The sequence below is a fragment of the Spiroplasma endosymbiont of Cantharis nigra genome (assembly GCF_964019925.1).
GTDB lineage: Bacteria > Bacillota_I > Bacilli_A > Mycoplasmatales > Mycoplasmataceae > Spiroplasma_A.
Map to the genome: position 1 here is coordinate 343345 of NZ_OZ026470.1, position 13953 is coordinate 357297.

The 13953-nt window shown below is 22.2% G+C and carries 14 protein-coding genes; 12 read left to right on the plus strand and 2 right to left on the minus strand.

Going from position 1 to position 13953, the window contains the following annotated elements; translation table 4 throughout:
- Positions 1–487 precede the first annotated feature (487 nt).
- From AACL04_RS01455 to AACL04_RS01495, 9 genes are all read left to right on the plus strand, one after another.
- Positions 488–2200 (plus strand): hypothetical protein, encoded by a 1713-nt coding sequence (locus AACL04_RS01455; protein ID WP_339030746.1) that lies wholly within the window; start codon positions 488–490, stop codon positions 2198–2200.
- An 18-nt stretch (positions 2201–2218) separates the two neighbouring features.
- Positions 2219–3142 (plus strand): ABC transporter ATP-binding protein, encoded by a 924-nt coding sequence (locus AACL04_RS01460; protein ID WP_339030747.1) that lies wholly within the window; start codon positions 2219–2221, stop codon positions 3140–3142.
- Positions 3143–3723: 581 nt separating this feature from the next.
- Positions 3724–3921 (plus strand): hypothetical protein, encoded by a 198-nt coding sequence (locus AACL04_RS01465; protein WP_339030750.1) that lies wholly within the window; start codon positions 3724–3726, stop codon positions 3919–3921.
- 399 nt (positions 3922–4320) lie between these two features.
- Positions 4321–4545, plus strand: a complete 225-nt coding sequence (locus AACL04_RS01470; protein ID WP_339030753.1) for a hypothetical protein — start codon at positions 4321–4323, stop codon at positions 4543–4545.
- Positions 4546–4562: 17 nt separating this feature from the next.
- Positions 4563–4712 (plus strand): hypothetical protein, encoded by a 150-nt coding sequence (locus AACL04_RS01475; RefSeq protein ID WP_339030754.1) that lies wholly within the window; start codon positions 4563–4565, stop codon positions 4710–4712.
- Positions 4700–4873, plus strand: a complete 174-nt coding sequence (locus AACL04_RS01480) for a hypothetical protein (protein WP_339030756.1) — start codon at positions 4700–4702, stop codon at positions 4871–4873. The genes AACL04_RS01475 and AACL04_RS01480 overlap by 13 nt, the downstream gene beginning before the upstream one ends.
- 126 nt (positions 4874–4999) lie before the next feature.
- Positions 5000–6730 (plus strand): lipoprotein, encoded by a 1731-nt coding sequence (locus AACL04_RS01485; protein ID WP_339030758.1) that lies wholly within the window; start codon positions 5000–5002, stop codon positions 6728–6730.
- 81 nt (positions 6731–6811) lie between these two features.
- On the plus strand, positions 6812–8671 hold the full coding sequence (locus AACL04_RS01490) for a hypothetical protein (RefSeq protein ID WP_339030760.1): 1860 nt from the start codon (positions 6812–6814) through the stop codon (positions 8669–8671).
- A gap of 16 nt (positions 8672–8687) precedes the next feature.
- On the plus strand, positions 8688–9719 hold the full coding sequence (locus AACL04_RS01495; protein ID WP_339030762.1) for an ABC transporter ATP-binding protein: 1032 nt from the start codon (positions 8688–8690) through the stop codon (positions 9717–9719).
- A gap of 77 nt (positions 9720–9796) precedes the next feature.
- On the opposite strand, the gene AACL04_RS01500 is transcribed toward AACL04_RS01495, so the two are convergent.
- Together AACL04_RS01500 and AACL04_RS01505 are read right to left on the minus strand one after the other, a co-directional pair.
- Positions 9797–10768, minus strand: a complete 972-nt coding sequence (locus AACL04_RS01500; protein WP_339030764.1) for an IS3 family transposase — start codon at positions 10766–10768, stop codon at positions 9797–9799.
- Positions 10699–11046 (minus strand): hypothetical protein, encoded by a 348-nt coding sequence (locus AACL04_RS01505; RefSeq protein ID WP_339029627.1) that lies wholly within the window; start codon positions 11044–11046, stop codon positions 10699–10701. Before AACL04_RS01505 ends, AACL04_RS01500 begins: the two co-directional genes overlap by 70 nt.
- Before the next feature lie 520 nt (positions 11047–11566).
- Between AACL04_RS01505 and AACL04_RS01510 the strand changes: the two genes are divergently transcribed.
- The 3 genes from AACL04_RS01510 (at position 11567) to AACL04_RS01520 (ending at position 13836) form a co-directional block, all read left to right on the plus strand.
- Positions 11567–12199, plus strand: a complete 633-nt coding sequence (locus tag AACL04_RS01510; RefSeq protein ID WP_339030767.1) for a hypothetical protein — start codon at positions 11567–11569, stop codon at positions 12197–12199.
- Between the two features lie 132 nt (positions 12200–12331).
- Positions 12332–12619, plus strand: a complete 288-nt coding sequence (locus AACL04_RS01515) for a hypothetical protein (protein ID WP_339030770.1) — start codon at positions 12332–12334, stop codon at positions 12617–12619.
- A 284-nt stretch (positions 12620–12903) separates the two neighbouring features.
- Positions 12904–13836: an ATP-binding cassette domain-containing protein gene (locus AACL04_RS01520; RefSeq protein WP_339030772.1), complete on the plus strand. Its 933-nt coding sequence runs from the start codon at positions 12904–12906 to the stop codon at positions 13834–13836.
- The last annotated feature ends 117 nt before the right edge of the window (positions 13837–13953 follow it).

Below are 13953 nucleotides of genomic sequence, written 5' to 3' on the forward strand. Positions count from 1 at the left end.
AAAATTTGTAATAGTATTTTATTAGAAGTTATGAAATGCAAATGAACAAATGAAAAAAATATTTTATTTAAATAATGAATAAAAAGACTATAACATTTTTTATAAGTCCATATAAATCAATACACATTACTTCTTGTAAGGAATTCTTAAAAGAAGAAGTATCTCAAAGTTTAGTAAAAATTATTAAAAACTATTTAAAGTATTATAACTATAATATTAATTCAATAAGATAAAGCGGAATATCTTTTGAATATTACTATAGTTATAAATTGAAAAACATAACACTCAATTTGTTTGAACCAATGTATATATAAAAAATTATTATATAGTGGACTAGTTATATCTACCATAAAATTTATATAATTTAATTTTTTATTAATTAGTTAAAAGAGGAGGAATTATTATTTTAATTAAAAAGAAAATAAGTTTTATAGATATTTTTAATTACCAGTTTAAAAATATTTTAAGAGATAAATCTTTTATTATTATGTATTTTTTATCCATAAGTTTTTCTATAATCGCATCTATTGTAATTTTTACAAAAAAAACTTCTGGAGAAGCAATAACAATTTTCAACTTTTATGTCATTATTCATACATTTGTAGTTATTTTGATATTAATTTTAAAATTGATTAGTTTTTTCTTTCATATAAAAAAAGAAGATAAAACCATTAATATTATTACAGTCCAGCAAATTGGTCGAACCCAATTATTTAATGCTACAATTATTGTTATAGTAATATCTAGTTTGCTTTTATTTGTAATAAACTTCACCTTGATAAATTTTATTACATTTTTCTCTAATATGAAATTTGATATTGTTATCTTTAGAGTTACTTTAACGTATTTAATATTCTCTTTTATCATTGTAATTTTGTTAATAAATTTCATTTTATTTCTCTATTTTATTTTTAATATTCAATTTGCCACTATTTTAATTACATTAATTATGGCGTTTGGTTTTATAGCTTCTCTACCTTATCAATTTTTATATACTTCTGAGAAATCAAAAAGTTTAATTTTTGAGTCGGATTCAAATGAAAAAGTAATTTTAATGGTGGAAGATATTTATGATGCATATGAATTTCAAAGTAATGTAAATAAAGGAAGAATTTTGTATCCGAATCTTAGTAATTTTATAAATGAAAATTTTATAAATGAAAAAATGAGAGTAAGTAATTTTAGTGAGTTAAATAATATTGATAAAAGAATTGAAATATGAAAAAAATTAAAAATTATAAAGGAGGAACCTTTAAAAATTAATTATGAGGGGAAAATAACTAGAACAAGAATGGATTCAGAAATTAGTGATTGAAAGTTTGGTTCAAAAGTAAAAATTGAAACTCATTTAAAATATAATTTTCTATCATTGGATGAATTATCAGAATTAATTGATAATTCTGATAATGAAATGAAAAAAATATTGATGGAGTTGGAACAATTTACAAATGATATTATGAATTATTACTTACAATTTCAAAAATCCTTTTACACGCTATTTGATGATTTTATTCTTTTAGAAGATTGTGAAAATATTGAGAATGAAAATTTTTGTTGAAACAATTCAAATGGACAAAAAGAAAAACATGGTTATATTGAAAAAATAGATGTTGAGGGTGTTAGGGATAAAAGATCATTTAAATTGGAATATCTTTTAGATTTATATAAGAATTATTATGCAAACTTAAATGGATTTACTTTAAATAGAGATGAGGCAAGTGAATTTATTGAATCTGATATGTCACAAGGAGGGTTATTCAATCCTTTAATGTTATCAGTAAGAATTTTAGAAAATTATTTTATTAAATATACATCAAATTACGTTATTGCAACAAGTTATCAAATTAGAGAAGATTCAGCTCAATGAAAAAATTATATAAAGTCAAGAAAGACTTATGACTTAATGCTAAATTTGAATTTTTTATCTAATTTAATGCTTAATTACACATATTATTCTGGTTTTAGTTATAATGACTTTTGATTTGAACCAAACTTTAACTCAAAAATTTCTTTTGAAAAACAAAAAAATATGTTTTTACCTTATACTACATTTACTTTAAAACTAAAAAATAATAGATTAGATCCTTATTCTTATAATTATTTTTTACCAGTTTACTACTATTTAATATTTCAAATTTTTATGAGCATTATTTTTTATGTAGTATCATTTATGAAATTTAAAAATATGGATTTAAATTAGTAGAAGGAAGTTGAAAATATGGAGAAAATAATTACTTTTAAAAACTTTACAAAAAAGTTTAAAGCAAATCAAATTGGTCCTATCAGTTTTGATATTAAAAGGGGTTCAATTACGGCTTTATTAGGTGGTAGTGGCAGTGGTAAAACAGTTGTATTAAATGCTTTAACAGGAATTATTAAAAAATATAAAGGTGAAATTATACTTAAAAAAAGTAATAGAAGAAGTAGGAAATCATATTTAGAAAACAAAAGTATGGGTTACTATACTCAAATGGACTTTTCTCTTTATGATATTTCTGCATATAATTTTTTATATGATAGTTGCAAAATTTTTGGTCTGGCAAAAAATAAAATAAAGGAAAAGATTGAATATTGATTAACTTTTTTTGAATTATGAGATAAGAAAGATAAAAAATTAAAAAATTTTTCATGAGGAATGAAAAATAGAATGAATTTTATAATTTGCTTTATTAAGGAACCCGATATTATTATTCTAGATGAACCTGGAGCTAATCTAGATTCAATTTGAAGAAATAAAATTAAAAATCTTCTAATAAAATTTAAAAATGAGGGTAAAACAATAGTTGTTACTGTTCATAATATTGATGAGTTAGCAGAATTATTTGATGACTATATAATACTTGAATCAGGAGCTATTATTTTTAAGGGTTCAAAAAAAGAATTAGATTTATATAATAAGTTTAAAATCTTTTTTAGTGTTAAAGTTGATATTAAAAAATTCAGAGATTTTATGAATTCTAAAAAAATAAAAACTTTCAAATATGATCCTTTAGAAAATTCAATTGTATTTGCTTCAAACTCTGCTGAAGAGATTAACTGAGTATTCTTATTTCTATTAAAAGAATCAGTTCCGATTAAAAATTTAATAAAATTATCAATTAGTATGGAATCAATTTATAAAGCCTTAGAAAAAAATGAGTAAAAATCTTTAAAAAATTTTAATTTATTTTTTTAAAATTTTCAATTTTTATAATAAGCCATTATGTCCTAAAATGCAAAATCCATTTATTAGATAGGTTTTGCATTTTTTTACTTTTTATAAAAGGAATTCTTGAAAGCAACCCATTTTTTGTGCTTTCTTCTAGATATTGAAAAATAAATTGCATATCTGTAATTAAAATAGTGTCACCAAAATAATTATGTTATTTTCAATAATATACAGATTTGAATTTTTACTAAATACAATTTCTAAATATTTATTCTCGTATATCTAATACTATATTCTGACCTAAGGAATGTCATTTTAAGAGATTACTTTCTTAAATATAATTATTTAATTAGGATTTGGTTTTATTATTTCATCCCATTTACTATTAGTCCTTTCACAAAGAATTTATTCATTTATTATAGATTTGGACAAAATTATTTGTTAATTTATGAGTACATAATTACTTACAATTTATAACTCCTTTTGTAATATGTAGTGTAACCTTTTTTCGGACACATTTTAAAAATACTTTATATATTGATATAAAATATTTGTGAACGAAGAGAGGTTTTATTTTGACTAAGTATTCAATCAATCAAAAAATTGAATTAGTATTAAATTTTTATAAATCCAATTTGTTATTAGCACAATATTCAAAAGTAGTAGGAATTGATAAATCAAGATTGAAAAACTGAATAAAAATTTATAACAAAAATGGAAGAAGTGAATTTAAAAAGTTTTTTAAAGCCAATAATGAGGAAATTATAAATTAAAAAAAAGCTTAAAAAATCAAAAAGAGAGAGTAAAGATTTAAAATTAAGAGATAAAATGTTTAAAGAATTAAGAGAAATGATTGATAGAAAGAAGTAAATAAGTGAAAGTTAAGCACATTTAAATCAAAAGTAGTTTATAATTTTACAATTAAATACCCAAATATTGCAATTAGAAGACTTTGTAGACTAATTGTTTTAGCAAAAAGTATTTACTATGATTGAATATCAAAAGGTAAACCAAAAATTAAGGCTATTAATTGGGCTTTGGTTTTGAATATTATAGAAACGATCTAAGAAAATTTCTGTAAGTTGCTTAAAAAACCTGCTCTTGAATTATTTGAATCATTTATTGTGAGTTTATTCAAATTTAAATTGTAGTCATAAAAAGTTCTGCGAATAATGAGGTCTCTAAAGTTAAAACCTAACAACTATAAAATACAAAAGAATAAAGCAGTTATTCTAGTAAAAAATGACAAGTATCTTAGACTATTTAAATATCAAATAGATTTAAAAAATTATGAAGATATTTTCTCTGTAAATATTACAGAGAAAATAATAGCAGGATGCAAAGTATATACTTGTGCTTTTTATCATGTAAACACTAAAAAAGCTTATGGTTTTTAACTAAAAATATTAAAGGTATGAAATTAGTATTGGAGTCATTTTTTAATATGGTTAATGAGTTTGGAACATTTAAGCTAAATTCCATTAATCACTTTTATAATGGTTCAGAATTTAAATATTATCAATATCGCTTAGCTACAATGTGATTTGGTTTATGTCTAAAATAGTCAGATCAATGGATAATGGAGGATATACTGCAGGTTTTTGAAGTACTCTTAAAAGAGAAGCAAACAAGGAGGGTTATAAATTTAATATTTTAAATGAATATATTTATAATTTGAAAATGTATCAATATTTTTATAGTAATAGAGTTATTTATAAAATATAGGTGTCCGAAAAAAAGAAACAGTACAATTTATAACTCTTTTTACCACTATAATAGGGTGGTGTTTATAAAATTAAGCATTATAATAAAATCATCTTGAATATTGACTAGGTAATAAAAAGGAGAACAATGAAAAAATTATTAAGTTTATTAGGTGTTATTAGTTTAGTAACTACAGCAAGTGCAACTGTTGTTGCTTGTGGCGATACTACTAGACCAGTTGTTACAAATTATGATAAAGTTTTAAATGAATTTAAAGCAGAAATAAATCAAATTGTAAATGAACATTTACAAGAAGTATCTAAGAATTTTTACATTAAAGAGGGTAAATCAAATGAAAGTTTTAGATTTATTAAGAAATCTGAAATAGAAAAATTCATGGATGGAAGTCAATCAAAAGTTGGTGACTACTCAATAATGGAAGATTTTTCAAAAGATTTTAATTCATTACTACAAGAGGATATTCTAAAATATAAAATTAACTCTTTAGCAAAAAAAGAAAACTACTCAATTATTTTAAATGGAGTAGATAATGTCTATCAAGGAGTTAATTTACCTGTTGCAAGTCAAATTAATCTATTAAATATAAATAAAGAAGTAGATGGAACTTTAACTTGATTTAGTACAATTGAGTTTAATTATTCAATTATAGTTAATTATAAAAATCAAGAAAAAAATAGTGAAGAGTATAAAATAACAAACTTAAATAGTGTTATATCATTAACGGATAATGAAAAAATTGCTGATAAAGTTCAAAAATTTTATGCTCAGATTGAAAAAAAATTTATATTGAATGAAGTTAGTTCAATTAGTGGTGAAAAGTTAGATATTAATAAGAACTATTTGGAAAATAATGATAAAGAAATTTTAGATTATTTAAATGGAAAAGACTATTCAGATAGCTTTAGAACTTTTGTTAATGAAAATTTTCAATTGGAATTAAAAGAGTTTGAATATGGTCAATTTGAAAAATTAACAAGAGATATTTCATATCGATCAGAAGCAAAAAAAATAAGTGATTCTTCTACCATTACTAAATATCAAGATATTTTATTTAAAAATGAGGGCGATTTCTCAGAAATTTTTAATGCTACAAAGAATGACGCTGATGATTTAATTATTAAGCAGTTGGAAAGCAGTTTAGATAAAATTGAAAAAAACTTACATTTGACAGAAGAAACAAAAGATATAAGAAAAAATAGTATAAGAATGTATGGGTCTAATGTAACTAAATTAAGTTATAAAGTCGACAATAATACATTTATTAGTATGCCAGATGTACATTTAAATTTATCATATGTAAAAAATAATGGAATATCTAGAGAAGAAATTCAAGAAGATATAGCTCAGAATATAGAAGTTGCTATGAATGCATTTTATGAAATATATGGAATAGATCTTAATCCTGAAGAACAACAGCATTTAGCTAGACCTAATTGATTTTATTTTAAAAATAATGATTCAAAAGTAAAAAAGGAATGGAACAAAGTATGACCATATCCTGATTTAAATAAAAGCTCGGATAGTAATGAAATATCATCTATTTTAAGTTTAACAGCGAACTCTACTTTAAATGATTATAGATATGAACTACTTAAAAATTCTAAACAAAGTAACTTTAATTTTGCAGTAGATTGAAGTGATCCAGCAAATATGGATAATAGATGATATCAAATCAGAACTGATAGTTATAGAGAACGAGCAGTTTATATTACAAGAAATACTGTTAATGATGAAATATTATTTAATACAACCTTTGAGTTTGATTATCTAAAGCTAAATTTTAGTAATCATATGGATTTAACAAAGGTTTCACCTACACTATTTTATTTAGGTGATACTAACCTAATAAGGAAGTAACCTCAAATTAAATAAATTAAAAAACTAAATATATTTTATAATTATAGTTTCTTAAATAAAAAACCTAAAGGGAGTAAATTTATGAAAGATATTAAAGAAAATATTAGTTTTTTTACTATTTTTAAGTATCAATTCAAAAGTATTATAAGAGAAAAAACATTTATGATTATGTATTTAATTTCAATAAGCTTATCTTTATTAATTGGATTAATGCTAGCATTATTACCATCATCAGAGACAAAAGTTATTGTTTTTAACTATTATGTACTTATCCATACTTGTGCAATAGTAATATTAATTACAATGCGATTGATGAATTACTTTTTTTATATTAAAAAAGCTGATAAAACAATAAATATAATTTCAACGCAACATTTAAAAAGAACTAAACTGTTTGTTGTAACTAATTTAGTAATTTGAATGTACTGCTACTTATTATTTCTATTAAATTATTTATTTATAAGTCTATTTAATTTTAATAATATTGTAGTTATAAGAATAGCTTCAGTGTATACTTTTTATTTATTTTTAATAGTGATTTTATTGTCAAACTTTATATTATTCTTATTTGCAATATCATCACCTCAAGTAACAATAATTATTGTTACTTTATTAATGTCTTTTAGTTTTATATCAAGTTTACCTTATCAATTCTTGAAAACATCTGAAAAAAGTAAAAATCTTTCTTTTTCAGGAGAGGGTGGTAATGTTACTTTAAGAGTAGATAATTTATATGAGTCTTTTGATTTAGTATCTAGAATAAATAAATCACAGATTGCATATCCAAATCTAAGTAAATATATTTTAGATTGTTTTTTAGAAAAAAAATTTAGAACAAGTACTTTTAGTAATGAAGAGGGTATTGAAATTAGAAAAAATATTTGAAAAGATTTAGGCATAATTGATGATAGGCCAGTTGTAATTAAATTTAATGGTAAAATTTCATCAGTTCCATTTAATTCAGATATTTCAGATTGAGAATTTGGTGATGAAATTAAAATAGAGACATTCCTAAAATATAAGTTCATTAGCTTAAAGGAATTAAATAATTTAATAGATACAACTGACCAAAAACTTATTGATGAAAATGGTTATAATAAATATTTAATATTGAAAGAGATTTATGAGTTTCATAATTTTATATATAATTACTTTAATAGTTTTCAAGAAAAATTCTATTACTTATTTGATGACTATATTCAACTAGAGTCATGTGAGAATTTTAATGAAAGTAAATGTTGAAACTTAACTAATGAACAAGGACAATTAGAAAAGCAAAAAAATGGCTATATTGAATTAGTTAAAAAGTCTAGTTCAAATTTAAATACCAAAGCAACAAAAAGTAATAAGAGAGCTTTTAAATTATCTTACTTAACTGATATTTATCAAAATTATTTTACTAATTTAGCGGGTTTAAGACTTCAAACTAATGATGCCAAAAATATTGTTACAACAGATATGGACTCAAGTTATATTCAAGATGCTTACTCAGCTTTATTCAATCCCTTAATGATTACAACTAGAATTTTGGAAGATTACTTTATAAGCTATATTTCTAATTATGTAGTTGCAACTAATTATACAATTAATGCTGATAGTGATGAATGAAAAGACTATATAAAATCAAGAAAAATTTATAATACTACTTTTAACTTTAATTTTTTATCAAATGTATTATTAAATTATACATATTATTCTGGTCTAAGTTATGGTGATGTTTGATTTAATCCAGAAGTTAAGTCAAACTTAATCTTAGATAGCCAGAAGAATTTATTGCTACCTTACAGTACTTTTACTTTTAAATTAAATCAAAATAAACTAGAGGCACTTTCATATAATAATTCAGCTAAACCATATTTTTATTTAATAGTACAAATTATAATAAGTGCTGTATTATTTGCAATAGCTTTTTACAAATTTAATACTGCTGACTTACAGTAATAAAAGGAATAAGACAATGGAAAAATTAATAGTATTTGATAATTTTCAAAAGAAGTTTAAAACAAATCTAATAGGACCTATTAGTTTTAATGTTGAAAAGGGAAAAATTGTTGGATTGCTTGGTTCTAGTGGAAGTGGAAAAACTGTTATTTTAAATGCATTACTTGGAATAATAAAAAAGTATAAAGGAAAAATTGTAGTAAATAATTGAGATCGAAAATCACATAGTTATCAAAAAGCAAATAGAGTAATAGGGTACTACACTCAAATGGATTTTACATTACATGATATATCTGCATATAACTTTCTAAAAGATAGTTGTATGATAATGGGAATTAACAATGATAAGATAAAGCAAAGAGTTGAATATTGAATGAAATACTTTGATATTTGAGAGCATAGATCTAAAAAACTAAAGGACTTTTCATGAGGAATGAAAAATCGAATGAATTTAATATTATGCTTTATAAAAGAACCAGAACTAATTATTATGGATGAACCAGGAGCAAATTTAGATTCTTATTGAAGAAATAAGGTTAAAAATTTGTTAGTTGATTTTAAAAAACAAGGTAAAACAATAGTTATTACTGTTCACAATATTGATGAAATTTCAGATATTATTGATGATTATATTATTTTGGAAAGTGGTAAAAAAATTTTTGAAGGGTCAAAAGAAAGTATAGATATTTATGCTAAGTATAAATTATTTATTAAAGATCAATTTGATGTTAACTCATTTAGAAATTATTTAATGCAAGAAAATATCTTATCTTTTAAATATGACAGTGATGAAAATTCACTAGTAATTGCTGCTAAAACTTATCGCCAAATTAATTACTTATTTTTATACTTAATTAAAAATAATTTACCTTTAGTGAATCTTTTAAAGTTACCAATAAATATGGAATCCATTCATAAGGCTTTGGAAAGTAAAGGAATAACAGAAATTAATAATATTGAAAAACATAATTTAAAACAAGACATAATAACTAAAAAAAATAAAAAAATAAAAAAAGTCAAACCTAAAAATGCGAGATTAAAGAAGTAAAGAATAGACAACCTTAAGGAGACCAACAGTCTCAATAGAAAGTTGAATATACTTTGTCAAGTATACAAAATGTTTTTTTATAAAGTAATTGCATTTAATGCAATTACTTTTATTTTGTTTCAATTATTAAAGTATTCATAAGATGGAGGGTTAGAAGTTTTAACTCGTATTCTTTCATAATTATAGAAGTGAATATATTTACTAATAGAGCTTTCCAATTTTTCAAAAGAGTTTACTTTTAACTCTTTTTTTCATTCCTCTTTTAATGAAGAAAAAAATGTTTCACAAATTGCATTATCTATTGAATTTCCAGGTCTTGATAAAGAAATAATTATATTATTCTTTTTTGAATAGTTTTTTGCAAAAAATGATGTATATTGAGAACCATTATCAGAGTGAATTATAAGCGATTTACTTATGTCATTTCTATATTTTGTTGAATTAATAAGAGTATCTCTATAAATTTTTATATCATTTATTTTAGACAATTTATAACCAACTATAAATCCTGTCTTAACATCCTTTAAAATACTAAGATAAGCAAATTTATTATTTAATGGTAAATAAGTAATGTCAGTCACTCAGCATTCATTCTTCTCATAAATTTCTCATTTTCTATTAACAATATTGGGTCCATGAGTAATACTTTTCTTTTCCTTAGGTTTTCTAATCATCTTTTTAACTCTAATTACTGAATACATCTTATATATTCTCATTATTCTTGCTACTTTATTTTGACTAATCTTTATTCCCTTATTTTTTAAACATATTGTTATTCTTGGACTACCATAAATACCTTTATATTTAAAAAAGTGAAACTTTATTTCTTTTGCAATATTAATGTCTATTTTTATAATATAATCCTTTTTACCATTGCTAACTCACCTATAGTAACTTGATCTAGTAATTTTTAAAAGCTTACATAAATCCGAAATACGATATTTGTATTTAAATTCTTCTATGATTTTATAAATATAATTTATTTTTTCTTTTGATTTTCCATCATTTCATTGAACTTTTTTATAACTTCATTTTCCATTTCTAATCATTTAATTTTCTTTTTAAGAATTGCTAGTTCCTTATCTTTTGGGTCTAAAGAATTTGGTCTAACACTAGAATGCTTGTTGTGCTTTCCTGTTTTTGAAATTAAACATTCAGCTCCATATATTTTATAATTTATGCAAAGGTTTCTTGCTGTTGAATAAGATACACCATATTCAATTGAAAGCTCTCTAAAAGTTCTATTTTCATTATAGTGTCTATTTACTAACTCTTGCTTTTGTTTGATACTTAAAATATTTGATTTATTACCTGTAACATTTGACATATAAAAAATTCTCTTTGTATACATTCTATGTTTTTTTTAACATTATGTATACTTAGAGAATTATATTCACTCAATAGAAAGTTGTCATTTTTATTTTATCAGTTCTTGTAGGTATTATTTTAATGATATTCAAAACATCAGATATAAAAATGATAGTTTTTAATTATTATGTACTAATACATACGTGTGCAATTGTAATTCTAATCTCAACGAGATTGTTAAATTATTTTTTCTATGTTAAAAAAACAGATAAAAAATAAATATAATCTCAACTCAACATTTAAAAAGATCAAAGATTTTTGTTGCAACAAATGCAGTTATTTTAGTTTATTGTTTTTTATTATTTACAATTAATTATTTAATTATTGCAATAGCAAATATTAGTAGTCTTGTTATTTTTAGAGCAGCGACTGTTTATACAATATATTTATTTTTAATTATAATACTATTATCAAATTTTATATTATTTTTATTAGCTGTTCTTTCTCCACAAGCAGCAATAGTTATAGTTACTTTAATTATGTCTTTTAGTTTTATTTCATCTTTACCTTATCAGTTCTTAAAAACATCAGAAAAAACACAAAATTTAACTTTTTCAGGACAATCAGGTAATGTTCTTTTAAAAGTAGATAGTGTTTATAACTCTTTTGATTTAGTTTCTTATGTAAATAAATCTGAAATTGCATATCCAAACTTAATTAAGTATATTGTTGATAATTTTCTAGAGCAAAAATATAGAATTAGTACAATAAATACAGATGAAAATATAAATAATAGAAAAAGACTTTGAAAAGATTTGGGAATTATTGATGATGAACCTTTAAAAATTCGCTTTGATGCAAAGATTTCATCAGTTCCTTTTCAATCTGAAATTTCAGATTGAAAATATGGTGATGAAATAAGAGTAGAAACTTATTTAAAATATAAATTTATTAGTATAAAAGAATTGGAGGCTCTAATTAAAAATACTAATCGACAAACTTATGATGAAAATGGTTATAATAAGTTTAATATTTTAAGTGAATTATTAGAATTTAACAATTTTATTAATTCATATACAAATGATTTTCAAAAAAATTTTTATTATTTATTTGATGATTATATTCAACTTGAGTCATGTGATACAAATAATATTGGTACTTGTTGAGAATAAACTGATGAACAGAGAAATATTGTTACACAAGAAAATGGTTATATAGAATTAATTAATAGTGTAAATAATACTTATGAAGGTGAAACATTACCTGCAAAAAAGGTTTTAAAAGATCTTTATCAAAATCACTTCATGAACTTAAACGGATTAAGAATTCAACAAACTGATGGAGAAAGAGTTATTCAAGGGGACATGGATGAAAACTATAACTCAAGTGAAAATTTTTATTCAACAATTTATAATCCATTAATGTTTACTACTAGAATATTGGAAGACTATTTCATAAATTATACTTCGAACTATGTTATTGCTACAACATATCAACTTGATGAGTTAACTGAAGATTGAAAGAATATCTTTCTAGTAGAACAGTTTACAATACATTCTTTAATTTTAATTTCTTATCAAATGTACTTGTAAACTATACATATTATGCTGGGATGAACTATAATGATATTTGATTTAATCCGAATTTAAAATCTAATTTTGAATTAGAATCACAAAAAATTTTACTATTACCATATAAAACTTATAATCTAAAGGTAAAAAATGGTTTTATAAATCCACAATCTTAGGATAAAGGTATAGATACATATTGATATTTAATTGCTCAAATTGCTATTAGTTTAGTTCTATATTTTATTGCTTTTTATAAATTTAATTCTTCAGATTTACAATAATAAATAAAAAAGGGGTAAAAAAATATGAAAAATTTAATTATCTTTGACAAATTTATTAAAAAATTTAAATCTAATACAATTGGACCAATAAGTTTTCAAATTGGAAAAGGAAGAATTTCAGGTCTTTTAGGTACAAGTGGTGGTGGAAAAACAGTTCTTTTAAATTCTTTATTAGGCATAATTAAAAAATATAAGGTTAAAATAACAGTTGATAACATAAAAAGAAAGTCACCAAAATATCATAAGTCAAATAGAGTGATTGGTTATTATACTCAAATGGACTTTGCTTTACATTATATATCTGCTTATAATTTTCTAAAAGATAGTTGCATGATAATGGGTGTAAAAAAGAATAAAGTTAATGAGAAAGTAAAATACTGAATGAAATATTTTGATGTTTGAGAACATCGTAAGAAAAAGGTTAAGGATTTTTCATGAGGAATGAAAAATAGAATGAATTTAATTCTTTGCTTTATAAAAGATCCAGAAATTATTATTATGGATAAACCAGGAGCTAATTTAGATTCTTATTGAAGAAATAAAGTAAAAAATTTATTAATTGAATTTAAAAATCAGGGTAAAACAATCATAATCACTGTTCATAATATCGATGAAATTTCAGATATTATTGATGATTATGCAATTTTGGAAAGTGGTAAAAAAATATTTGAAGGTTCAACTGACGAATTAAGTATATATCCAAAATACGAAATATTCATTAAAGATTTCTTTGATGTTGAGGCATTTAGAAAATATTTATTGCAAGAAAATATTAAATCATTTAAGTATGATGAAATTGAGAATTCCTTAGTAATTACAGCACAAACTTATCGTCAAATTAATTATTTATTTTTATATCTAATTAAAAATAATTTACCATTAGTTAATCTTGTGAAATTACCAATAAATATGGAATCAATTCATAAAGCATTAGAAAATAGAGATATTAAAAATTAATTTAATAATAAATATGATTAGACAATCTATAGAGACCAAACGTCTCAATAAAGAGGTTGTTTTTTTATGCCAAAAATAATAGATGAAAAAAAGGGAATAGTATTAGAAAAATTGTAG